The organism is Achromobacter sp. NPDC058515, assembly GCF_042721735.1.
Classification (GTDB): Bacteria; Pseudomonadota; Gammaproteobacteria; order Burkholderiales; family Burkholderiaceae_B; genus Achromobacter.
Genome location: NZ_JBHXNI010000003.1, coordinates 464144 through 486678, shown reverse-complemented (window position 1 = coordinate 486678; position 22535 = coordinate 464144). Strand labels below are relative to the sequence as shown.

20 protein-coding genes are annotated in these 22535 nt (G+C 60.7%); 11 read left to right on the top strand and 9 right to left on the bottom strand.

Translation table 11 applies throughout. From position 1 onward, the window contains the following. Window positions 1-83: 83 nt before the first annotated feature. From ACFWP0_RS08135 to ACFWP0_RS08125, 3 genes are all read right to left on the bottom strand, one after another. Complete coding sequence (locus ACFWP0_RS08135; RefSeq protein ID WP_377841046.1) at window positions 84-584, bottom strand: hypothetical protein; 501 nt, start codon at window positions 582-584, stop codon at window positions 84-86. After that, complete coding sequence (locus ACFWP0_RS08130) at window positions 568-1323, bottom strand: hypothetical protein (RefSeq protein ID WP_377841045.1); 756 nt, start codon at window positions 1321-1323, stop codon at window positions 568-570. The genes ACFWP0_RS08135 and ACFWP0_RS08130 overlap by 17 nt, the downstream gene beginning before the upstream one ends. A gap of 240 nt (window positions 1324-1563) precedes the next feature. Next, on the bottom strand, window positions 1564-2613 hold the full coding sequence (locus ACFWP0_RS08125; RefSeq protein ID WP_377841044.1) for an NADP(H)-dependent aldo-keto reductase: 1050 nt from the start codon (window positions 2611-2613) through the stop codon (window positions 1564-1566). A gap of 167 nt (window positions 2614-2780) precedes the next feature. Here ACFWP0_RS08125 and ACFWP0_RS08120 point away from each other — a divergent pair, with 167 nt between their 5' ends. Further along, on the top strand, window positions 2781-3563 hold the full coding sequence (locus ACFWP0_RS08120; protein ID WP_377841043.1) for a hypothetical protein: 783 nt from the start codon (window positions 2781-2783) through the stop codon (window positions 3561-3563). Between the two features lie 21 nt (window positions 3564-3584). Here ACFWP0_RS08120 and ACFWP0_RS08115 read toward each other — a convergent pair whose 3' ends face one another. From ACFWP0_RS08115 to ACFWP0_RS08100, 4 genes are read right to left on the bottom strand one after another with little or no spacing between them, the layout of a single operon-like run. After that, complete coding sequence (locus ACFWP0_RS08115; protein ID WP_377841041.1) at window positions 3585-4034, bottom strand: GNAT family N-acetyltransferase; 450 nt, start codon at window positions 4032-4034, stop codon at window positions 3585-3587. 6 nt (window positions 4035-4040) lie between these two features. Then, a complete protein-coding gene (locus ACFWP0_RS08110; protein WP_377841040.1) occupies window positions 4041-6680 on the bottom strand; it encodes an excinuclease ABC subunit A in 2640 nt (879 codons plus the stop codon). Between the two features lie 30 nt (window positions 6681-6710). Beyond that, window positions 6711-7391, bottom strand: coding sequence for a phytanoyl-CoA dioxygenase family protein (locus tag ACFWP0_RS08105; RefSeq protein WP_377841039.1), 681 nt, complete (start codon window positions 7389-7391; stop codon window positions 6711-6713). 19 nt (window positions 7392-7410) lie between these two features. Continuing rightward, window positions 7411-8343, bottom strand: a complete 933-nt coding sequence (locus tag ACFWP0_RS08100; protein WP_377841037.1) for an AraC family transcriptional regulator — start codon at window positions 8341-8343, stop codon at window positions 7411-7413. Window positions 8344-8461: 118 nt separating this feature from the next. On the opposite strand from ACFWP0_RS08100, the gene ACFWP0_RS08095 reads away from it, so the two are divergent. From ACFWP0_RS08095 to ACFWP0_RS08070, 6 genes are all read left to right on the top strand, one after another. Next, window positions 8462-9433: a quinone oxidoreductase family protein gene (locus tag ACFWP0_RS08095; protein WP_377841036.1), complete on the top strand. Its 972-nt coding sequence runs from the start codon at window positions 8462-8464 to the stop codon at window positions 9431-9433. A gap of 753 nt (window positions 9434-10186) precedes the next feature. Next, a complete protein-coding gene (locus ACFWP0_RS08090; RefSeq protein WP_377841035.1) occupies window positions 10187-11062 on the top strand; it encodes a nucleotidyltransferase in 876 nt (291 codons plus the stop codon). Further along, the gene (locus ACFWP0_RS08085) at window positions 11062-11724 is read left to right on the top strand and encodes a hypothetical protein (protein WP_377841033.1); all 663 of its coding nucleotides are present in this window, start codon (window positions 11062-11064) and stop codon (window positions 11722-11724) included. Before ACFWP0_RS08090 ends, ACFWP0_RS08085 begins: the two co-directional genes overlap by 1 nt. A 230-nt stretch (window positions 11725-11954) precedes the next feature. Next, window positions 11955-12764 carry a DUF2321 domain-containing protein gene (locus tag ACFWP0_RS08080; RefSeq protein ID WP_377841032.1) on the top strand — a complete coding sequence of 270 codons (810 nt, stop codon included), beginning with the start codon at window positions 11955-11957 and terminating at the stop codon, window positions 12762-12764. Window positions 12765-13139: 375 nt separating this feature from the next. Further along, window positions 13140-14441: a hypothetical protein gene (locus tag ACFWP0_RS08075; RefSeq protein ID WP_377841195.1), complete on the top strand. Its 1302-nt coding sequence runs from the start codon at window positions 13140-13142 to the stop codon at window positions 14439-14441. A gap of 279 nt (window positions 14442-14720) precedes the next feature. Beyond that, window positions 14721-15293: a hypothetical protein gene (locus ACFWP0_RS08070; protein ID WP_377841031.1), complete on the top strand. Its 573-nt coding sequence runs from the start codon at window positions 14721-14723 to the stop codon at window positions 15291-15293. A gap of 193 nt (window positions 15294-15486) precedes the next feature. Here the strand turns inward: ACFWP0_RS08070 and ACFWP0_RS08065 are convergent, their stop codons facing one another. After that, the gene (locus tag ACFWP0_RS08065) at window positions 15487-16413 is read right to left on the bottom strand and encodes an alpha/beta hydrolase (protein WP_377841030.1); all 927 of its coding nucleotides are present in this window, start codon (window positions 16411-16413) and stop codon (window positions 15487-15489) included. Window positions 16414-17091: 678 nt separating this feature from the next. Between ACFWP0_RS08065 and ACFWP0_RS08060 the strand changes: the two genes are divergently transcribed. Beyond that, entirely contained in the window at window positions 17092-17778 is a 687-nt protein-coding gene (locus ACFWP0_RS08060) for a LuxR C-terminal-related transcriptional regulator (protein WP_377841029.1), read from the top strand. 35 nt (window positions 17779-17813) lie between these two features. Further along, entirely contained in the window at window positions 17814-19649 is a 1836-nt protein-coding gene (locus tag ACFWP0_RS08055; protein WP_377841194.1) for an ATP-binding protein, read from the top strand. A gap of 22 nt (window positions 19650-19671) precedes the next feature. Here ACFWP0_RS08055 and ACFWP0_RS08050 read toward each other — a convergent pair whose 3' ends face one another. After that, window positions 19672-20748, bottom strand: a complete 1077-nt coding sequence (locus ACFWP0_RS08050; RefSeq protein ID WP_377841027.1) for a tartrate dehydrogenase — start codon at window positions 20746-20748, stop codon at window positions 19672-19674. 101 nt (window positions 20749-20849) lie between these two features. On the opposite strand from ACFWP0_RS08050, the gene ACFWP0_RS08045 reads away from it, so the two are divergent. Further along, window positions 20850-21758, top strand: a complete 909-nt coding sequence (locus ACFWP0_RS08045; RefSeq protein ID WP_377841026.1) for a LysR substrate-binding domain-containing protein — start codon at window positions 20850-20852, stop codon at window positions 21756-21758. Window positions 21759-21857: 99 nt separating this feature from the next. Next, on the top strand, window positions 21858-22367 hold the full coding sequence (locus ACFWP0_RS08040; RefSeq protein ID WP_377841024.1) for a DUF1993 family protein: 510 nt from the start codon (window positions 21858-21860) through the stop codon (window positions 22365-22367). Window positions 22368-22535 lie beyond the last annotated feature (168 nt).

Genomic DNA, 22535 nt, shown 5'->3' with positions numbered 1-22535 from the left:
GAGGCAGCACTTATCAAGAGGGATAAGTTGACGCATTCTGCGCCCGTTAGGTAGCAGATGGAGGCCCCAAGTGGTTCTGGAGCCTATTCGGTCTCGGGAAGATCCAAGGTCGTTTGCCTCGCGGAATTGGGTAGATCCAAATCCGAAATGGCTCGCACGACCAACCCGGTCGACAATGCTGTTGACCGCAGGCCACCATCATCGGAGATCAGCTCATCTGCACGTTGCACACGAGCTATAGCGATAATCTGCCGATCAATCTTAATCTTCTGCCAAGGTTCCTGGCGTCCTCCCTTCTTATCCCCTGCGGACAACGCTCGACGGTCAAGCAATGCGCATTCAAAGGCAGCACGGCGGTCAAACGGCGCGAGTGCAACCGATTTCCTTCGTTCAAGGGCGCCAATCCAAGCAGCAGTGGCTTCGTCCGTGCCGACTAAATATTCGGCGAAACACGGCATGGGAATGACAATCTTGCCGTTTTTGGCAGCCACCGACTTCAACAGATCATCAAGCCGGGCGATATCATCCGACTTCGATTGACCAGCCCATTTGACGAGACAGTTAGCGTCAAGCGCGACTATCATCTATTCCCCGGATCCTTTTCCATACCTCGTCGGCATCCTCAGTGGTTGCCCAGCCATTTCCAGGTATGGCAGCCAACTCCAAGAACGTCTCATATGCATCGCTTTGATTCAGATCTTCAAAGCGATCACCATATAGAGCATGCGGCTCCCACACACCCGCCGCAGTACGCTTCCATGTCCCGTGAACATGAAGGCGAACCGTGCTTGCGCGAAATCGTGTTGCCAAATCTCGCGCCAATGCCATATCCCGCACAGTGATGCTATAGATCGAGCCGGATGAGGCCTGTAGTCGGATGTGCGCTGTGTCATCGGCCCCGGAAACTCCCACAACGACGCCATCCAACTCCCCTTCATCAGGGATGACTATTTCCGGCATCTCGTCGTTGGCAGGCACATGGGGTGCGAAGGTCGCGAGAACATTATCCGTGCGATCAATGATCTGTCCTCGCGCGCCATCACGGCGCATCAAAGACGAAATCCTCTCATAGGCGTTATGGCCAGGCGATTCAGTGCCCGCCGCGGCCTGCCGCACTCGCGACTTTGTTAGGACGGGATACTCGCTATGATCTCGGGCCCGCAACACCACGCTGCCTTTCACCGCCCCCGCGAAAGTCGGCCGCGCATCGTCGCCGAGTAGCGACGCGAATTCCTTCATGTAATCCGCGAGGCGTGCCAAACCAAGGGTATTGAAGCTAACCCCCTTGATATGTAAGGCATAATCCCATTCGCGCTTCGACATGATTCCTGACTCTAGGCTAGACCCAAGTGCGGGCCAGATTTGAGTGTAAGTCATTGGATCCAAAGAGCATAGATTTGTCCCCATAATCGAAGGGCGTAGACCCGCAATGCAGCTAGGCCTACTTTGCTCGAATGCGAAGCCCTGTCTCACCGTCAGAGCCTCATGGACACCTATGCCGGAAAACCCGCAACGCTCCTGGCGCCATGGGCTTTCTCCCTTCCGTCTGCGATCAGTCCACGATCAGGGCGCCGGGTTCGGGTGGCGCACGTGGATCTGGTTGATCGCTTCCAGCACCTCGGGCGACAAGCTCACCTCCACGCTGTCGATGTTCTCTTTCAGCTGCGCGAGCGAGGTCGCCCCGATCAGGTTGCTGGCGACGAACGGGCGCTGGTTCACCCAGGCCAGGGCCAGGTGGGTGGGCGAGATGCCATGCTGGCGCGCCAGGGCCACATACTCGCTCGTGGCGGCCTCGGCCTGCGCGTTGCTGTAGCGGGTGAAGCGCGAATACACCGTCAGGCGGGCGCCGGCCGGCCGGGCGCCATCCAGGTACTTGCCGCAAAGCATGCCCATCGCCAGCGGCGAATAGGCCAGCAAGCCCACGCCTTCATGGTGCGTGAATTCCGACAGGCCGATCTCGAACACGCGGTTCAAGAGGCTGTACGCATTCTGGATCGACGCAATCCGCGGCAGGCCCTGGTTCTCGGCATGACGCAGGAACTGGCTGACGCCCCACGGCGTTTCGTTGGACACGCCGATGTGGCGGACCTTGCCGGCGCGCACGAAATCCTGCAGGACCGACAGCGTTTCCTCGATCGGCACGGTGTGCTCGTCCTCGACCCAGGGATAGTTCAGCTGGCCAAAGGTGGCGGTGGTGCGGTCGGGCCAATGCAGCTGGTACAGGTCCAGGTAGTCCGTCTGCAGGCGCTTGAGGCTGGCGTCCAGGGCGGCGGTCAGGTTCTTGCGGTCCAGGAAGGTCTTGCCGTCGCGGATATGGCCGGGGCGCTTGGGGTCGCGCACGGGGCCGGCCACCTTGCTGGCCAGCACGATGTCCTGGCGGCGCTTGCCGCGCGCCAGCCAGGTGCCGATGCAGGTCTCGGTCAGCCCTTGGGTTTCAGGCTTGGGCGGCACCGGGTACATCTCGGCGACGTCGACCAGATTGACGCCGCGCTCCAGCGCGTAATCCAGCTGCTGGTGCGCTTCGGCTTCGGTGTTCTGCTCGCCCCAGGTCATGGTGCCCAGTCCGATCAGGCTGACATCCAGGTCGGTACGGCCGAGTTTGCGGTATTTCAAGTTCTGCTCCGTGCGGGATCTCGTAAAGGGGAAGCGACACCTTACTCCAGGATGTTGGCATTGCGCTGACAGGGCCGCGCCCGGCGCGCCGCCCGCCTGCGAAGCGCGCTTGCCTGCGCCGTCCAATCGGCATACGCTGGACCGAAAAATAACTCCTGGGAGACCGCATGTTCACGGAACTGGACGAGACCCTCCTCTTCTTCGCCGGGCTCCTCATCTTCCTCGGCATCATCGAGCTGAGCTACCGGCTTGGCCGCAGGCTGCGCAAGCCTGCCGACGATTCGGCCAAAAGCCACATTTCCACATTGCAAACCGCCCTGCTCGGCCTCCTGGCCCTGCTGCTGGGCTTTACCTTCGCCATGTCCGTCACGCGCTTTGAAACGCGCAAGAACCTGGTGCTGGAAGAAGCCAACGCCATCGGCAACGCCTACTGGCGCTCGCAGCTCATCCCCGCCGGCCACCGCCCCATGGTCGCGGGCCTGCTGCACGAGTACACGTCCGCGTCGCTGGACTACCACCTGGCCGACCAGGACTCGCCCCGCTTCAACGCCGCCAACGCCACGGCGCGACGCATCGAACGCCAGATCCGGACCTCCGTCGCCGCCGCCGCGGAAAACCCGCCCTCGATCTCCACAATCATGTTCATCCAGGCCATCAACGAAATGGCGCAGATCAACGAGAAGCGCCGGGTCGCGCTGGAGAATCACGTTCCCGAGCCGGTGTACTACCTGCTCTTCATCGTCGCCTCCGGCTCCATGGCCTACATCGCCTATAGCACCGGCCTGCACGGGCGCCGCCGCCTCATCTCGACCGGCATGTTCGCCGCGCTAATCTCACTGGTGCTGACCTTCATCGTGGACATCGACCAGACCGGCAGCGGGCTGATCCAGGTCAGCCAGGAAAGCATGCAGCGCATGCAGGCGACGCTGGAACAGGAACTGAAGCAGTAGCGCACGCGCGCGCCTGCAAGCTCAGGGAAAGAACTCCAGCACCTCGTCGTTCGCAAGGTCGAACGTGCCCGTGGACCGCCACCCCAGGTGCCGGTAAAAGCCGTAGGACCGGACGCGCGGATCGGATGCGCAGCCCAGGAACACCCTGTCGAACCCCTGTTCCTTCAACACCCGGACCACGAGGTTGAGCAAGGTCTTGCCGACGCCTGCGCCCTCGTACTCGGGCAACAGCGCCAGGACCACGATTTCTCCCGTGCTTAGGTCGCCATAGCAGTAGCCCGCGATGCGGCCGCCGGACGTCGCGACATAGCCCGGCAGCGAACCATCCGCGACCGCCGCGCTCCAGCTCTCAAGCGTGACGCCGACGGCGGCAAGATCCTCGGCCGAGAAGGCGTTCTCGCGGGTCTTGCCGCGTATGTCGATGCATGCCGCCACGTCTTCCGGACGCGCGGCTCTATAGGAAATGCTCATATCCGCTCATGCAAACAAGCGTTGGAGAAACGGCGCGGTCGCGCCGACCTTGGCAAGGCAGACCTGCTCCGGCGTGCCGGCCGCGACGATGCCGCCGCCCTCTTCGCCCGCCCCGGGTCCGACGTCGATCATCCAATCGCTGCCCGCCACCACGCGCAGGTCGTGCTCGACCACGATCACCGTATTGCCGGCGTCCACCAGCCCGTGCAACTGCGCCATCAGCTTGTCCACATCCGCCGCATGCAAGCCCGTGGTGGGCTCGTCCAGCACGTACAGCGTATTGCCGCGCTGGCTGCGCTGCAGCTCGGTGGCCAGCTTGATGCGCTGGGCTTCGCCGCCGGACAGCTCCGTGGCCGGCTGGCCCAGGCGCAGGTAGCCCAGGCCGATCTCGTGCAGCAGCGCCAAGGGGCGCTGCACCACGGGCTCGTCCTTGAAGAAGGCCAGCGCCTCGTCCACGGTCATCGCCAGCACCTGCGCGATGTTGCGGCCGTTCCATTCGATTTCCAGGGTCTTGGCGTTGTAGCGGCTGCCGTGGCAGGCCGGGCACGGCGCGTACACGCTGGGCATGAACAGCAGCTCCACATGGACGAAGCCCTCGCCCTCGCAGGTCTCGCAGCGGCCTTGCGCCACATTGAAGGAAAAGCGGCCCGCGCCATAGCGCCGCGACTTCGCGGCCTTGGTGTCGGCATAGAGCTTGCGCACATGGTCGAACAGGCCCGTGTAGGTCGCCAGGTTGGACCGGGGCGTGCGCCCGATGGGCTTCTGGTCCACATTGACCAGCCGCTTGATCGCCTCCGCGCCCGCGTGGATGCGGCCCGTCGTGCGCGGCAGATTGCCGGGCTGCGGCAGGTCCCCATCGGTTTCCTCGACCGCCGGCTCCTGGCCCAGGTGTTCGCCTATCAGTTCCACCAGCGCCTGGCTTACCAGGCTGGATTTGCCCGAACCGGACACGCCGGCCACCGCCGTAAATGCGCCCAGCGGAAAACGCGCATCGATGCCGTGCAGGTTGTTGCGATGAATGCCGCGCAGCTCCAGCCACCCCGACGGCTCGCGCGGAACGCGGCGGCCGCCGGCGCGGGCGCCGAACAGATACTGGCCCGTGAGCGATTCCTTCACCTTGCGCAAGCCGTCCGGCGGACCGCTGTACAGCACCTGCCCGCCGTGCTGGCCCGCGCCCGGGCCCACGTCCACCAGCCAGTCCGCCCGCCGCAGCGTATCCAGGTCATGTTCGACAACGAAGAGCGTATTGCCCGCCGCCTTGAGCTGATCCAGCGCGCGGTGCAGCGCCTGCCCGTCGGCCGGATGCAGACCGGCGGACGGCTCGTCCAGCACATACACCACGCCAAAGAGATTGGAGCGGATCTGCGTCGCCAGCCGCAGCCGCTGCAACTCGCCCGGCGACAGGGTCGGGGTGGACCGGTCCATCGCCAGATACCCCAGTCCAAGCGCCTGCAAGGTGCCGATGCGCTCCACCAGGTCATGCGCGATGCGTTGCGCGGCGATGCGCTTTTCCGGAGACGAATCCGGCGTGCGCCGGATGTCGGTGCTGCCGGCGTGCGCCAGCCCGCCTGCGGCCACGCGCCTGGCGTTGTCCTTGCGTCCCGCGGCCTTGCTGCGCGTGGAGCCCGCTGCCGCGCCCGCGGGCTCATCGAAACGGCCTTCGGCGGCGGGGGTCAGCACCTCCGCGATCCGGCTCAGCGGCAATTGCGACAAGGTGCCGATATCCAGGCCGGCAAAGGTCACGGACAGCGCCTCGCGCTTTAACCGCCGGCCTTTGCACTCGGGACACGGCGCGCCGGTCATGAAGCGCGCCACGCGCTTCTTCATCATGGCGCTCTGCGTCGTGGCAAAGGTATGCATCACATAGCGGCGCGCGCCCGTGTACGTGCCCATGTAGCTGGGCTCCAGCTTGCGGCGCAAGGCGGCGCGGGTCTCGGCGGGCGTGAAGCCGGCGTAGACCGGCGCCGTCGGCTGTTCGTCCGTGTACAGGATCCAGTCGCGGTCCTTCTTGGGCAGATCGCGCCACGGCTTGTCCACGTCGTAGCCCAGCGTCACCAGGATGTCGCGCAGGTTCTGCCCGTGCCAGGCCGGCGGCCAGGACGCGATGGCGCGTTCGCGGATGGTGAGCGACGGGTCCGGCACCATCGACTGTTCCGTCACGTCGTACACATAACCCAGGCCATGGCAGTTCGGACACGCGCCCTGCGGCGTGTTGGGCGAAAAGTCCTCCGCATACAGCATGGGCTGGCGCGCCGGATAAGCGCCGGCTCGCGAATACAGCATGCGCAGCATGCTGGACAGCGTCGTCACGCTGCCCACCGTCGACCGCACGTTGGGCGTGCCGCGCTGCTGTTGCAGCGCCACGGCCGGAGGCAGCCCGTCGATGGCGTCCACATCGGGCACGCCGACCTGATCGATCAGCCGCCGGGCATAGGGAGACAGGGATTCCAGATAACGGCGCTGCGCCTCGGCATACAAGGTGCCGAAGGCCAGCGACGACTTCCCCGACCCCGACACGCCGGAAAACACCACCAGCGCATCCCGCGGAATACTCACATCCACATTCTTCAAATTGTGTTCCCGCGCGCCCCGCACGCGGATGCAGTCGTCGGGGCGGGTCTTGGAGGAAGTCTTACGCTGGCTCATGAAAGGGATAGTAATGGACCTTTCGCGCCGTCAAGCAGTCAGCAGGCAACGGGACGTCGCCATCATCCGCACGTTCGCCGTCGAATTGATCGACGGCGTGTGCAAAAGGCGCATATCCATCAGAAAAACATCGCCGGCGCGTCCGGCCATCTCGACCACCGTAATGCCCAGCTCTTGAAGCTTGCGCTCCAAGTCCACTCCCGCCCTCAGCGCTTCCCGCAGCGGCGAGCCTGAAGCCGCCGCCCGATGAGACCCGGCCAACGCCAGCGTCGCGCCGCCACGGGGCGCCACATCGTCGATCAGAAAAAACGCCTGGATGCCTGGAAGCAGGTCCGGCGTCCGGGCCTTCGCGTCCACATGCCAGTTCAGCCCTTGCAGCGTCCAAGGCCCCTGCCGGGCCGGCGACAGCAGCAATTGCGTGGCCTGAATGGCGACCGGCGCCCGCCCGGCCAGGCGGGCCACGTGATCGACCAGCTCGCCGGTCATCAGCGCTTCATGCAGACCAGGAGACTTTACAAGCGAGGACAACTTCCCGATTTGCTGGAAGACGGGGAGCCTATGCAGGGAGCCGGGCGTACTGCCGCCCCCGGACAGCCGCTTGAGCTCGTCCAGCAGGCTCTGACGGATCGCGCTCATCCGCTTCTTCGGATGGAATCCCTTCAGCAGCAAATAGCCCTGGTCGAAGAAAAAATCGGTTTGGAGTGGGGTCATTGCTCGGAGCCGCCGCAGATCAAGCACCCGCAAACGCCGGGCTCACCGGGCCGGCCTTCCGAAACGCCCCCGGCGTCACCGCCATCTCGCGGCGGAAAACGCGGCTGAAAGCGGCCGCCGACTCATAGCCAACCTGGCGCGCCACGTCGGACAGGGCCACATTGCCCTGCAGCAGCCGGCTCGCGCAGTACATGCGCCATTGGGTCAGATAGTCGAGCGGCGATTGGCCGACCACCGCCTTGAAGCGCGCCGCAAAACCAGAGCGCGACATGCCGGCCACGTGCGCCAGCGACTCCACCGTCCAGCCTCGGGCCGGGGCGTCGTGCATTGCCTGCAGCGCCAGCGCCAGGTGGCGGTCGGCGATGGCGCCCAGCCAACCGCGAGTCGGACCGTCAGGCTGCGTCGAATACGCGCGGATCGCATGCACGAACAGCAACTCGAACAGACGGCTGACCACTGCTTCGGAACCCAACCCCGGTGACTCGGTCTCCAGGGCCAGCATCTCCAGCACCGATTGAAAGGCCAGGCTGCGATGCTGATCCAACTTCAGATGCAGCAGCGACGGCAACGCGCGCAGCAAGGGCCGGGCTTCCAGCGCATCCAACTCGAACGAACCGCTGACAAAAGTCGTGAGCGCTCCGCCGCCGCCCACCTGGATGCGGTTGCCGACACGCAGCTTCTCCACCTCCACGCAATCGATCAGGACAGAGTCCTCGCGGTCGAACAGGCGATAGGGCGTGTCGTCCAGCTTGATGAACACATCGCCGCTGCGCATCGCAATCGGCTGCGGGCTGCCGGGCGTGGCCAGGATCGCCGAGCCACGCACCAGCAGCACGAAGTTCACGCCACGCTCGCCGGGCGACTTGACGCCCCACGGCGCGCTGGCGTCCATCCGCGTAAAGCTGGCCGCGCGAACGCGCTGGCCCATAAGAATATCCGCCAAGGGGTCCATGATTCTCCAGAATTGGACGATCAGACTATAAAAATAGACGTTTGAGAATTGTTCGTCTACCTATGCCTCAATACCATGGACGCCATCGATCTCTTGAAACCACCTTGAAGGAGCAGCAATGAAGGCTGTCGTAATGAACCAAACAGGCGGTGTCGACGTGCTGGCGTATACGGACCAGCCGGACCCCGCGCCCGGCGCCGGGCAGGTGCTGGTGGAGATCGCCGTGGCCGGCGTCAACTTCATGGACATCGGCGTGCGCCAGGGCATGGCATGGAACGAATCGCCCAACCCGAAGATCCTCGGCGTCGAGGGCGCGGGCCGCGTGCTGGCCCTGGGCGCGGGCGTCGAAGGCTTCGCCATCGGCCAACGCGTGGCCTGGGTCTACGCGCCCGGCAGCTACGCGCAAAGAATCGCCATCGCCGCCACCTCCCTGGTGCCCATCCCCGATGCCATCGACGACAAGACCGCCGCGTCGGTGATGATGCAAGGCCTCACCGCCAGCCATTTCGCCACCGACTTCTACCCCACCCAGCCGGGCGACATCGCCTTCGTCCATGCGGCGGCCGGCGGGGTCGGGCTGCTGCTGACCCAGATCATCAAACTGCGCGGCGGGCAGGTGATCGGCCGCGTTTCATCGGCGGAGAAGGTGGCGGTGGCCAGGGCGGCAGGTGCGGATCATGTGATCGTCGATGCCGAGGGGGAGTTTGTCGAAGAAGCTCGCCGGTTATCCGGCGGGGAAGGCGTGCATGTGGTGTTCGACGGGTCCGGGCCCAGTACTTTCCAGGGGTCGCTGGATGTGCTGCGCCGGTGCGGGACGTTTTGCTGGTATGGGCCGGTGCTGGGTGGACCTGGGCCGCTGGACATCATGAGCCTGCCGAAGAGCATCAAATTGGGGTATGCGACGTTCTTTGATCATATTCACACGCCGGAATTGTTAAGGACGCGGGCGAAGAGGCTGTTTGATTGGATTGGCGATGGGAAGCTGAAGGTTCATGTTGGCGGCGAGTATGCGCTGGCGGATGCCGCGAGGGCACATGCGGATATGGCGAGCCGTGCTACTACCGGGAAGCTGGTGCTGGTGATGGCTTGAAATAGAAGGGCCTTGGCGCATATGCGCCTTGGTCAGATTCCAGGTCGATGGAGATAAAACATATCGAAGCTACGGCCGCTCGTTTCTGGCTTGAAGGACATATGACACGTTTGCTCAATGGGTGGTTTCAGTGCGGAACCCGCGTTCGCGATGGTCCGCTACCGGCCCGGAACGGACATCCCGATACAAGCTCCAAAGTCGTCATTCAGCACGAAGCAAATTCAACGTTAAGGCTTCTAATTGTCCGGAGGTTTCGCCCGCAGCGACTTTCCGGACATGGCTATAGATTATGGTCGAGCTCACATCCGAATGCCCTAGCAATTCCTGCACTTTGCGGTGGACGAATAGCGATGTGCTCAACGCCAACTTGTGCCTAGCTTCTGCCACTCGCACCTCGGTGGCCAACATGTCCAGAACACCTTCAATGTGCTTTGGTCCGGGGTCTCATGTATGTGGCGAACCGTGCCATTTCACGAACACTCACTGTAAACACTCCGGGCCGGCGCGTCGGTTATAGTAGTTGTAACTAAATCGCTCGCGAACCTTGCTTGACAACCGTGAGGCACACGCAGTAACGATTGCGGGTTTCATGGCCAAATATAGCGGTCGAATTTTTATTGCATTGTGCCGCAGAGTTAGGGTGTCAGTCGTTTGAGGAATTTCTTTGCCGTCACTTTAGGCCGCAAACGCCATAATCCGACTTTCGACATAGTTCATTCCACAATGCGTCAGCGTATTACAACGGGAGAGGTCATGAGCTTAGAAGAAAAGCTGTGTGGTTGGATTGGTCCTTCGAGTGACACAGAACAAGACAAACAGGACCGGACAGAACGAATGATACGAGACGCCGTTAGTTCTCACGCTCCGTTCAACAATTGCTCCCTAAAGATATATGCTAAAGGGTCTTATGCAAATAATACGAATGTCCGGTCAGACAGCGACGTAGATATTGCGGTTGAATGTGTAGACGTTCTTTACTGGGAGGAGGATGAGCCGGGATCGCACACGCCGGGAGCCCCATACAAGGGCATGTGGACTCCAGAAAAGCTTAGATCAGAACTAGTTGCTGCGCTGAAAAAGAAATTTCCAAATCAAGTCGATGATACGGGAACGACGGCTATACAAGTGAACTCCAGTTCTTCGCGTGTTGATGCGGATGTCGTTCCTTGTTTTAGCTACAAATACTTTATGAAGTATGGGGAAAGGTCTGGAACAAAGATATTCAAGACCAATGGTGGCAATGTCGTCAACTACCCTGCTCAGCAATTGGAAAATGGAATAGCCAAGAACAATCGAACCGGCTACGCGTACAAAAAAGGGGTGCGACTTTTAAAACGCATTGAGAATTCAATGGTCGAAGGCGGATCGTTTCGGACCCTGCCGTCTTACTTCATGGAATGTTTAGCATACAACTGCCCGGATTCAATATTTAATCATTCAACATGGACGGATTGTCTCCGCGGAATGCTTTTTCACATTTGGGACCAACTTCAGGGCGATGAGCCGAGCTCGGGGCGGTGGGTTGAGGTAAACGACTGTTATTATCTATTTCACCCCAAGCAAAAATGGTCACGCGCCGACGGTCGAGATTTTGCTAATGCTGCTTGGAACTACTTGGGATTCAAGTAATGCGTAATGTAACACTTAAAAACTCGCTATATCTGCTGGTGGGAATTTCAGCGGTTGCTTGGTTTTTACTCGCGCATCTTAACGGACTAGACTTATCGAAATTAATAGACTTTTTTGGACTTGTTCCAAAAGTCGTGAGTATCGACCTTTTGGTTGTCGCCGTGTTTGTTAAATGGGGCTGGAAACTTAGACTGTTTCGTGGGTGGCTTGTTCCATTTCCAGATTTAAACGGAAGCTGGGTGGGACACATATATTCAGATTGGAAAAACCCAGAGACAGGAGAGAAACCACCTCCTATACCTGTAATGTTGACCGTGAAGCAGTCGTTTTTCCACATTAGCTGCATGATGCGAACAAGCGAAATGGAGAGCTCTTCTTATTCTGAAGGATTTCTTATAGACCCTGACCGACAGAAAAAAAATGTCGCATATTCCTATAGCAGCAAGCCTAGGTTAAGCCTGAATGAAAGAAGTGTCCCTCATGATGGAACAGCAGTGTTCAATATTATTGAAAGTCCAGAACGAAAATTGGTGGGTAGGTATTGGACAGAAAGGTTAACAAGGGGAGAGATAGTGCTTAAATATCACTCTGCAGAATTGCTAGAAGAACTTCCAAAAGATTTGGGTGAGCATCCCGTCACAGAGATTGAAAATAGACGCTAGCCAGACGCTCCACTTGACGTCAATTGCACTGCGTGCAATTGCAGCCTAAGGGCTTGCACTGTCTGCTTTTTGATTCCACCAATGTCGGCTCATGGCGGCGGAGAGCCTCGTGAGGAAATATTCGCAAATTCTTGATGAAAAATTCGGCAGGGTATTTTGGGTGTAAGACTAGATCCGAAGTTGATTTATCAGCCTACACTGACATTCTTGGTTCGCTCCTTTAAACCGCCATGGCCGGATATTATGCCCGGATTGATACACGCCCCTTTTTACGCCTCTTGGGAGAACCCGTGGGATATCACGACGTCCAGCAAGTCTGCCTGAACGGCCATCAGATAACCGATTCGTATAACCGATCGCCACAATTCCGACGAAAGCACTGTTCAACTTGTGGGGCAGAAACGATACACAAATGCCAATCTTGCGGCACGAACATTCGTGGCGACTACCATGTGGAAGGGGTGGTAGCGATTGGATTTAACACTCCTGTTCCGACCCACTGTGAAGACTGCGGCACGTCATTCCCATGGGCAGAGAAGAAAAAGCAGTTCGTTGCCGCAGTCGCGGACACCACATCGGATGGCTTCAAATTGCTCGAGCACATTTGTAGCCGTTTCCATTTAGTTGCGAAGCAACTCCGAACGAGACACGCGGATCGACCTTCGTTGCTGGTGAATGATGAGTATGACGTGCAAGACCTTTTGCACGCGCTGTTGAGGGTCCACTTCGAGGATATTCGACCTGAAGAGTGGACTCCAAGCTATGCAGGTGCGAGTTCAAGAGTTGACTTCCTACTAAAGGAAGAACAGATCATTGTCGAAGTGAAGAAGACACGGGCAACCTTGAAGGCGAAGGACGTTGGGGAGCAGCTAATTATCGACATACAACGCTATCGTTCTCACCCTGACTGTAAGAAGCTGATTTGCTTTGTTTATGACCCTGAAGGATGGGTGGCAAATCCACGAGGTCTTGAGAACGACTTGTCGCGTAACGAGGGAGACCTTGAGGTTAAGGTTCTTATCGTTCCGAAGGGTCACTAGGCATAACAGACGGGTCAAGACCGGTACTGAATGGCAGTCAACATTCGATGTGTTTGCAACGAGGTACTGGCTAAATCGATCGTCGGGCGACCGCTTTTGCCAGGTTCTATTGACCGCTTTTGGCCGATTTTAGCCAAACCACTAAAGGGCAGAATCCGAGCCAAAGCTGACTTAAGTTGCTCCACCCGAGACCCGAGGGTGGCCCGAGAAAGCAGATATGTCACCGACGGAAGTGGCCCAGGTGCGAGCTTTCCTGGTGATCTCCAAATAAAAACTCGACTTTCGCGGTTGATGCACTGCTTTATAGCCTCCACGAAAAATGGCTGTTGTGGACTTTCCCCGGTACGGTAGACAGCCGGAGCCTGTAATTTGAGCGTGAAAAGAATTAAATGGGGCACTTGTGGGGTATGGAAATTGACTGATCGTGATGCGGACAAAACCTATCTAGGGCGCTTTTGGCTACCTCACAGGGGCGAGGATAGCGCCGTGGAGGGAGTGATGACCCTAGATAAGGATGGCGCTACGATCCAGCTTCGCGATCTACTTGACGGTGAGCAATTGGATGACGCGACCATCTTTGCCCGTCTGCAAGGGCGCTGCACCCAGGCCACGCTTTTCAATTGCTACGGTTCCTGGACGCGAAATGGAACGAGGGAAATTCTGTCCTCTCGAGTGAGTTCGACTTTGGTAGCGATGGGCTGCATCCGGGAAGATGTTGGCGGCTATTGCTGTGAATTTCGTTTACCAGGCAGTGAAAAATGGCTAAACGACCCGTGCTTTGATCTAAAAATCGGAGATGCTCAAGAAATGCATCTTCATTTCAAAGCTTGGGAGTCGTTCGAGTCCGTTTTAACCAACGGCGTGACGTTAGAGCGTACTTACAGAGCATCAATTGCAGGAAATCGGAGCGGTACAGAGAGTTATGAGATAGTTAGAAAGATGATTTATCGACTCAAATCCGACAGCCGATTGAACCTCGATGAGCATTGGGCCATGATGAATCAACTGAAGCGGTTATTTGAATTTTTGATACAGCACCGCCTGTTTTATGAGGGCGTGAAAATATATGATATTTCCCTCACAACTAGTTATGAACCGGACGTCAAAATCCATCATATTGAATCAAATTCAAACGATCAGAAGCGGCTAAACCGACACGAGTTTCTTATTTATTCCCATGAAGTAGAGGGTAAAGTCAATGCGTTAATAAACAGATGGATGGAACTTATGGCGGAGCATCCCGCGCCGCTCCAGCACTACTTCCACGCGTTCGATCGGCAGCGTAAAGATCGTGTACTTCATTTTGTCTGGAACGTGGCCGCGTTAGAAGAACTGCACAAGATGCGTTTTGGCAGAAAGAAATTAGATCTGATTGATCGGCTTAAAGCGATGAGAGACCGATGGGCTGGAGCTTTTCACCGAATGCCATCCGATGACGTTCTTCGTCATATTAAGGACAGTCGCCACTATCATGCTCATGCAGCAGCAGATCTCAGGGCCAAGGCCGCGAAAGGATGGTTGTTGTTTCGGTATGGTGATTTCCTAATGGCATTGTCCAACCTTGAAATTCTCTCGCGCCTCGGCCTCAAGGAACAGGAGGCGATCTCCCTCACCCGACATAATCTTTGGATGAGGGAAGCTCTCAATCTGACCACATACCCCGGGGCCGACGATTAAAGTACAAACCAATGCGTTACTTGTCAGAGTTCGTCAGACTGCTGCTGTATCCCCGGAAATTGGATCAGTGTTGACTGTCAAGTTGGCTGTCCAGATGTCTGCTTCTGGCCGGGAGCAGCCTTTGATGGCCGACTGTTCTCGACCCTGAGCGGTCTTTTAAGGTCGTGTGGAAAGCCGCCTGTCTAGGCGATGGCATGCCATTTGTTAAATTTCTTGCAAGTCCTATAGGTGAGCAGAGGTTTGCAAGGATCGCGATACGTTCGAAATCGGGGAGTTTTTGTGTACAAAAATAATGGTTCACAGAGCGGAGATGGCGGCATCAATGTGGGTGTTGGCGATTTCCGAGGAGCGAATGTCAATGTTGGAGGTGGTGGAAAGCCGACCTTTACTCCTGAGCAGATGGGAGTTACACGACATCCCGCCTTTGGCGGGCGTAGTGTCAAGAGCGAAAGCCTTGGCACCTTTGGCATAGTCACTGGAATAGCAAGCCTAGTAGGGCTCTATCTCACATTGTTCCAAGCCTTCGCACAACCAATTCCTTCTTCGTGGTCAACACTATTTCTATTTTTATTCGCTGTCGCGACGACATCTTTTGTTATTTCCCGAGTGCTAAAAAGAAGGAAATTCGAAAACTTCCTTTTGCGTAAGTACTACTTGGAGTCGGGAACCCAGGGTAGTTTATATCTGACGAGCTTCACAGCAACCTGTCCTTGGTGTGGCTCCAGAATGAATCTTCGAAACGTCGGTCCAAAAGATGGTCCTCGCGACGATATGTTCATTTGCGAGAGAAATCCGAGGCAACACACTATACTGCTCGATCCAACGGTGCTGCCCGAGATAGAAGAGCAATGATTTCTAGCCATAATGAGCCCACACGCACGTCACAATGATGTGCGGTCTTCTTGTTGCCACCAACGTCGGCTTCTGGCCGGGAGCGGGCTTTCTCGATTGTCCGCATCCGACTCCTAGCGGCCACCCGGTTGCGCGCAGCGGGTGCCAAGATTCGGCAAAGCCTGGCTGCGACTTGTCGGTGCTATGTAATGGTTCACCGCACCGGCAGCAGATATTTCAGCCCCTGCGTGAAGCCTCGTGGTGCGACGGTGAGATGATCCTCGTCGTTCAAGACCGCTGACTTCAGTTTCAAGCTCGGGTACTTTCTGCTTTGCAGCGCCGCTTCCAACGCCCGGTTGTCGGCAACCATGTCCACCGTCTGGTTGTAGCGTCGATCCCCTTTGCGCAAGGCCTCAAAGGCGCCGACATAAAGATAGACATTTGCCCTCAGGTCCTGATTCTGCTTGGCGTAGCCCGCTTCGAGCGTCAAGGCATGTCGCTTGTCGTACCAGAGAGACGGACTGCCGAGGATATAGCTGCTGAACAAGCCAGGTTCGGTGAAAAGAATCTGCGTCCCAAGCAGTGCGCCGTAGGAATGGCCCAGAAAGATCGCCCTGGCAGGGTCCGCCCGGTAGCGAGCGGTGATGAAGGGCTTTACCTGATCGCGCAGATATTGTTGATAGGCGTGCGCCTGACCGTGGATCGAATTGCGTGGTGCAGTACTTGGGCCGTTCGGTGTCGGCGTGTAATCACGCTGGCGGCTGACACCGCCGTCCTCGCCCTTTCCATAGGACAGGCCGACGAGAATGAACTCTTCGATCTGGGGACCTTCAACATTCAGGCGGCGCCCTAGCTGGCGGATGATCGGGAAGGCGTAGTCGGCGTCGGTTACATACAGCACGGGGTAGCGCCGCTGCGGCTGCTTGGCATAGGACGGCGGCAGCGCAACGAAGACCTGGTAGCCGCGTTTAGAAACGGGATCGGGCACGTCCCATACCTCGCTGTCGGCGATTTCGTAGGGGTGGCCGTCGCCAGGCTGCACCTTTGGCGTCGATGGGACTTGGGCGTGCGTCGGAGCGATAAAAGCGCCGGAGCTGCTCACTAGGGCGATCAACAGGGCAAGTGGAAAACGTCGATGCATGTGGTTTTCTCTTTGACGAGCGCCGCACTTAGTACATGAAAGTAAGCCGGGTCGATGATGAGTGGCGTGCTGGCGCGACAGTAGGGTTGGACATCCTACTGGATTCGACTTTTGCACGCCTCCAGATCAGCCTGCAAATTCGAATCTTTAGCTGTGCGCTTGCACCCGGCTCGACTCAACCTTGGCGCGACTGCGTCTGGCCGGAAGCAGCCCTTCCCTGTTAGTCCGCCAACGCGGAAACGGTCCCCAGCGAACTAGCACCACCCTTCGCCTGATCCGTCATAATCACTCCTCGAACCGCGCGTCCTCGCTAACGACATGGCGGAGAATCGCTAAGTGATAATCAGCGCGCGATGGCGCTCGCCAGCACGGCACCGGCGGCCACGCCCGAGTAAATGCCGATGGAAGGAAGATCATGAGGCAGATAGCTTCTCTCCGAGCGTCTCGGATTCGTGGTCCCAGACTCTTTTTTGGAACACGACTTCGACATCACGCAGCCGGATGACACACGAGCGGTCGAGTCCTGGTGCATAGGCCAAGCGGCGTAGCGTGCGGCGCGAATGGCACACTGCGCCGGTCCGAATCGAAAAATACCCAATTCAAGGGATACCCACCCCCACCCCACCGCGTCACAATCGCGCCTGGCCCGCCGCCGCCCCTGCCCCCCAGCCTTCCCCCATGCCCGCCTCCCCCATGCTGACTTCCGAGCTCGCCCTACCCGCCCCGGTACTACTCGTGGAGGACGAACCCCTGGTCTGCCGCCGGCTGGAAGGCCTGCTGCTGCAATTGGGCTATCAGCCCGATGCCCTGATCTACGCCTCATCGCTCGCCGAGGCCCGCGCCTGTCTTGCCGGCCAGCCGGTCGCGCTGGCGCTGGTGGACCTGGGCTTGCCCGACGGCAGCGGCATCGATCTGATCGCCGAGATGCATGCGGGCGATCCCGGCCTGGCCATCCTGGTCATTTCCGCCTGGTGCACCGAGGACGCGATTCTCTCGGCGCTGCGCGCGGGCGCCACGGGGTATGTGCTCAAAGAACGCGACGACATGGAGGTCGCGCTGTCCATCCGCAGCGTCCTGCGCGGCGGCGCGCCTATCGACCCCTTTGTCGCCCGGCGCATCATCGAAGAGCTGCGCCCGCGGCCGGCGGAACAGGCCGGTACGGCGACGGGTGAGATACTTAGCCCCCGCGAAAGCCAGATCCTGCGCCTTGTGGCCGAAGGACTGGGCAATCGCGAGATCGCCGAGCAACTTCACCTGTCGCGCTACACCGTCGAATGCCACATCAAGCACATCTACCGCAAGCTGGCCGTCTCCTCGCGCACGCGGGCGGTCCACGCGGCGCGGTCGCGGGGCTTGCTCGACTGAGGTGGCTGGTCGGCCTGTGGCTGGCGCTGCTGTTGATGCCGGCCTGGGCGCAGGAACCGGCGGCCTGCGCCGCGCAGGTGCTGTCCATCGACGTGGCGCAGGGCGCCGACGATGGCAGCCGGCCAGGAGCCGGCTCCTGGCAGCCCGCAACCTTGCCCGATGACTGGAGCCGCCGCTGGCCCGGCTACGGCGGCACGGCCTGGTATCGGATCGACTGGCGGCGGCCATGCGCGGGCGGGCAGGTCGCGCTGGCGCTGGAGTCGGTGATCATGGCGGGAGAAGTGTTCATCAACGACGCGCTGATCTGGCGCGACCCGCAATTGACCGAGCCGCTGTCGCGCAGCTGGAACATGCCGCGCTATTGGCTCATCCCCGAGGCCCTGATGCGCGACGGGGTGAACACGCTGTGGATCCGGGTGGTCGGCGTGGCCGGGCAGTCGCCGGGCCTGGGTCCGGTCCATCTTGGCGAGCCGCTGGCGGTCCTGCAACGGTACGAGGACCAGGTGTGGCACAGCCGCACCCTGTTCCAGGTCAACCTGATCGTCTCCGCCGTCCTGGGCGGGCTGTTCTTCTGTATCTGGGTCGTGCGCCGCGAACAGCGCACGTATGGCTGGTATGCGCTGATGGCGCTGTTCTGGGTGCTGTTCATCGCGAACGTGCTGGTCACCAGCCCGTGGCCCTTTCCGACGACGCTGATGGCGGCCCGCGCCAATGCCATGGTGCTGGTGCTGTACGTGGCGTGCTTCTGCATCTTCACCTGGCGCTTTGGCGGGCAATCGCTGCCGCGCACGGAAAAGGCGCTGTGGATGCTCTCGGCCGCCCTGCTGGCCATTGCCGCGCTCACGCCGGACGCTAGCCTGCCCTGGGCGCAGATCACCGTCACGCTTGTCGCCGCCACCGTGTTCTTCGCCAATTGCCTGCAGTTTCCGCTGCACGCAATGCGAACCCGGCGGCCCGAGCACGGCATGCTGGCGGTCTGCCTGCTGATCTTTTTCTTCGTCAGCGCCCATGACCTGCTGCTGATCTTGAAGCTTATCGACAGCGAACACGCATACACGCCGTTCAGCAGCCTGGTGGTGACCTTGTGCCTATCCGCCATCCTGGGGCTGCGCCATGCCCGCAATGTGCGGCGCATCGAGCGCTTCAACCAGGAGCTGGCCGACGGGATCGAGCAGGCGCGCACGGACCTGGCCACGACGCTGGAGCGCGAGCACGCGCTGGCAATGGCCAACACCCGGCTGCACGAGCGGCTGCAGATCGCCCACGATCTGCATGACGGGCTGGGCGGCTCGCTGGTGCGCATGATGGCGGTGGTGGAGCAGTCCGGCGCGCCGCTGCAAAGCCGGCAGTTCCTGTCCATGCTCAAGCTGCTGCGCGACGACTTGCGCCAGACCATCGACAGCGGCTCCAGCGCGGGCGTCAAGGTGCCCGCCACGCCGCAAGAATGGATCGCCCCTTTGCGCCACCGCTTCGTGCAGCTGTTCGATGAGCTGGACATCGCCTCGGAATGGGGGATTCCGCCAGGATGGGAACCCGCGCCCAACGCCTTGCAGTGCCTGGCGCTGACCCGGCTGGTGGAGGAATCGCTGACCAACGTGATCAAGCACAGCCGCGCGCGGCGCATCCGGCTGCAGATCCGGCAGCCCGAAGCGGACGTGCTGGAGCTGCGCATCGAGGACGACGGCGTCGGCTTCGATGTCGGGGCGGTGCGGCAAGCCGGCGTCAGCGTCGGCATGCGCAGCATGCACACCCGCATCGCCCGGGCGGGCGGCACGCTTGAAGTCGTATCCGCGCCCGGCCAGACGCTGCTCACCGCCCGCGTGGACCTGCGGCCGCTGCGCCAGGAAGAGGCGGCCCCAGCCACACGCTAGGCGCCCCCCCGCGCGAGCAGGCCTAGCCGTGCGCCGCGATGTGCTCCGCGATGGCGCGGCCGATGTCTTCGGTCTTGGCCTGGCCGCCCAGGTCGGGCGTGCGCGGGCCGTCCTTCAGGCAGTGCTCGATGGCGCGCAGGATCGCGTCGTGCGCCTCCTGGCTGCCCAGGAACTGCAGCATCAGCGCCCCCGACCAGATCATGGCGATGGGGTTGGCAATGCCCTTGCCGTAGATGTCCGGGGCCGAGCCGTGCACCGGCTCGAACAGCGAGGGAAAGGCGCGTTCCGGGTTCAGGTTGGCCGACGGAGCGATGCCGATGGTGCCCGCGCATGCCGGCCCCAGGTCCGACAGGATGTCGCCGAACAGGTTGGACGCCACCACCACGTCAAAGCGCTGCGGCTGCAGCACGAAGCGCGCGGCCAGGATGTCGATGTGCTGCTTGTCGGTCTTGACGTCGGGGTAGTGGCGCGCCATGGCGTCCGCGCGCTCGTCCCACCAGGGCATGCTGATGGCGATGCCGTTGCTCTTGGTCGCCACCGTCAGCGCCTTGCGCTCGCGGCGGTTGGCCAGTTCGAACGCGTAGCGCATGACGCGGTCGGTGCCATGGCGCGTGAACACCGATTCCTGGATGACGATCTCGCGGTCGGTGTCGGCAAAGAGCCGCCCGCCCAGGTTGGTGTATTCGCCCTCGGTGTTCTCGCGGACGATGAAGAAGTCGATATCGCCGGCGCGGCGGCCGGCCAGCGGGCACGGCACGCCGTCGAACAGCCGCACGTGGCGCAGGTTGATGTATTGGTCGAATTCGCGGCGGAATTTCAAGAGCGAGCCCCACAGGGACACGTGGTCCGGCACCGTGTCGGGCCAGCCCACCGCGCCGAAGAAAATGGCGTCATAGCCCTGGAGCTGGGCCTTCCAGTCGGCGGGCATCATGTCGCCGTGGCGCGCGTAGTACTCGCAATTGGCCCAGGGGAAGGTGTCGATCTGCAGGGACAGCCCGTAGCGCTTGGCCGCGGCGTGCACCGCGCGCAGGCCCTCGGGCAGGACTTCATTGCCGATGCCGTCTCCGGCGATGGCTGCGATCTTGAAAACTTGAGACATGAGTGCGTAACCGGTGAGTGAGAAACTGGATCGGAACGATGGTATGCGCCACACCGCTCCATCTACAATGAGCCGCACCGTGAATTGAATATGCACGAATCATGAATAATGATCTCCCGCCCGCCGACCTGCGTGTCTTCTGCGCCGTGGTGCGCGCCTCCAGCTTTTCCAAGGCCGCCGAGGGGCTGGGCATGTCGCCCGCGTATGTCACCAAGCGCATCCGGCTGCTTGAAGAACACCTGGGCACCACGCTGTTTCACCGTACGACGCGGCGGGTGGTCGTCAGCGAGGCCGGCGAGCGAGCCTACCACTGGGCCCGGCGCATCCTCGACGACGTGGACCATCTGGTCGAAGAGGTCGGCGTCACGCGGCGCGAGCCGCGCGGCCTGCTGCGCATCTGCAGCAGTTTCGGCTTCGGCAGGCGCGTGGTCGCGCCGGCGCTGTCCGCCTTCGTCGCCCAACACCCGGCGGTGCAGGTGCGCTTCGAGGTCTTCGACCGGCTGGTCGACGTGGCGGCCGAGGGCTATGACCTGGACGTGCGCGTGGGCGACGACATCGCGCCGCACGTGATCGCGCGCAAGATCGCCAGCAATCACCGCGTGCTGTGCGCCGCGCCTTCCTACCTGGAAGCGCGGGGCGCGCCCCGCACGCTGGCCGAGCTGGCCACGCACGATTGCCTGGTCATCAAAGAGCGCGACCATCCCTTCGGCGTCTGGCGCATGCGGCGCGGACGCCAGGAGCACACCGTCAAGGTGCTTGGGCCGCTGTCGGCCAACAACGGCGAGATGGCGGTGCAGTGGGCGGTGGACGGACGCGGCATCATCCTGCGCTCCGCCTGGGACGTCGGGCCCCTGATCGCAGAAGGCAAGCTCGTGCAGGTGCTTGCGCAATACCGCCAGGAAGCCAATATCTGGGCCGTGTATCCGTCGCGCCTGAACTCGTCCGCGAAGGTGCGCGTGTTCGTGGAATTCCTGGAGGCCTACCTGGCCGCCGCGGCCCATCCGGGCTAGCGCGCCCGCGGAAAGAAGTCCAGGACCGTTTGCTGTTAGTCTTGCCCCCACCGCGTGGCATCTCCCACGCCCCCCTCAACGATCAAGCGAAAAAGCGCCATGACCAGCCCCCTGTACACCGCCTCCATTCCCGTCCTCAAGCAGATGCTGTCGGCCCTGTCCGACGTGCTGAAGAAGGCCGAAGACCACGCCGCCGCCAAGAACATCGATCCGAACGCCTACCTGGGCGCCCGCCTGTTCCCGGACATGTTCCCGCTGACGCGCCAGGTCCAGATCGCCTCGGATTTCGCCAAGGGCATCGCGTCGCGCCTGGCGGGCGCCGAAGTGCCGTCGTGGGAAAGCACGGAAGTCACGTTTGCCGACCTGCAGGCGCTGATCGCCAAGACCCTGGCGCATGTCGACTCCTTCAAGCCGGAACAGTTCGAGCAAAGCGAAGCGCGCGAGATCGTGCTGCGCCCCGGCACGCCGAAGGAAAAGAAGCTGTCGGCAAGCGCCTACCTGCTGCACTATGGCCTGCCGCAGTTCTTCTTCCATGTGACCACCTCCTACGCCATCCTGCGCCATAACGGCATCGAAGTCGGCAAGCGCGACTACATGGGCGCCTACTAAGGGCGCAGCCCGGCGCGCCCTCGTCATCCTGTTGACCGATGGCGTGCGCACCGATGCGCGCATACTCCCGCGCCGGACGCATCAGTCCGGCGCCCGCTTGACGGCGCAATACCGTTGACGATGGCTCCGCGCTGATTTAATTTTCCAACACGCGATCGACAGAGGCGG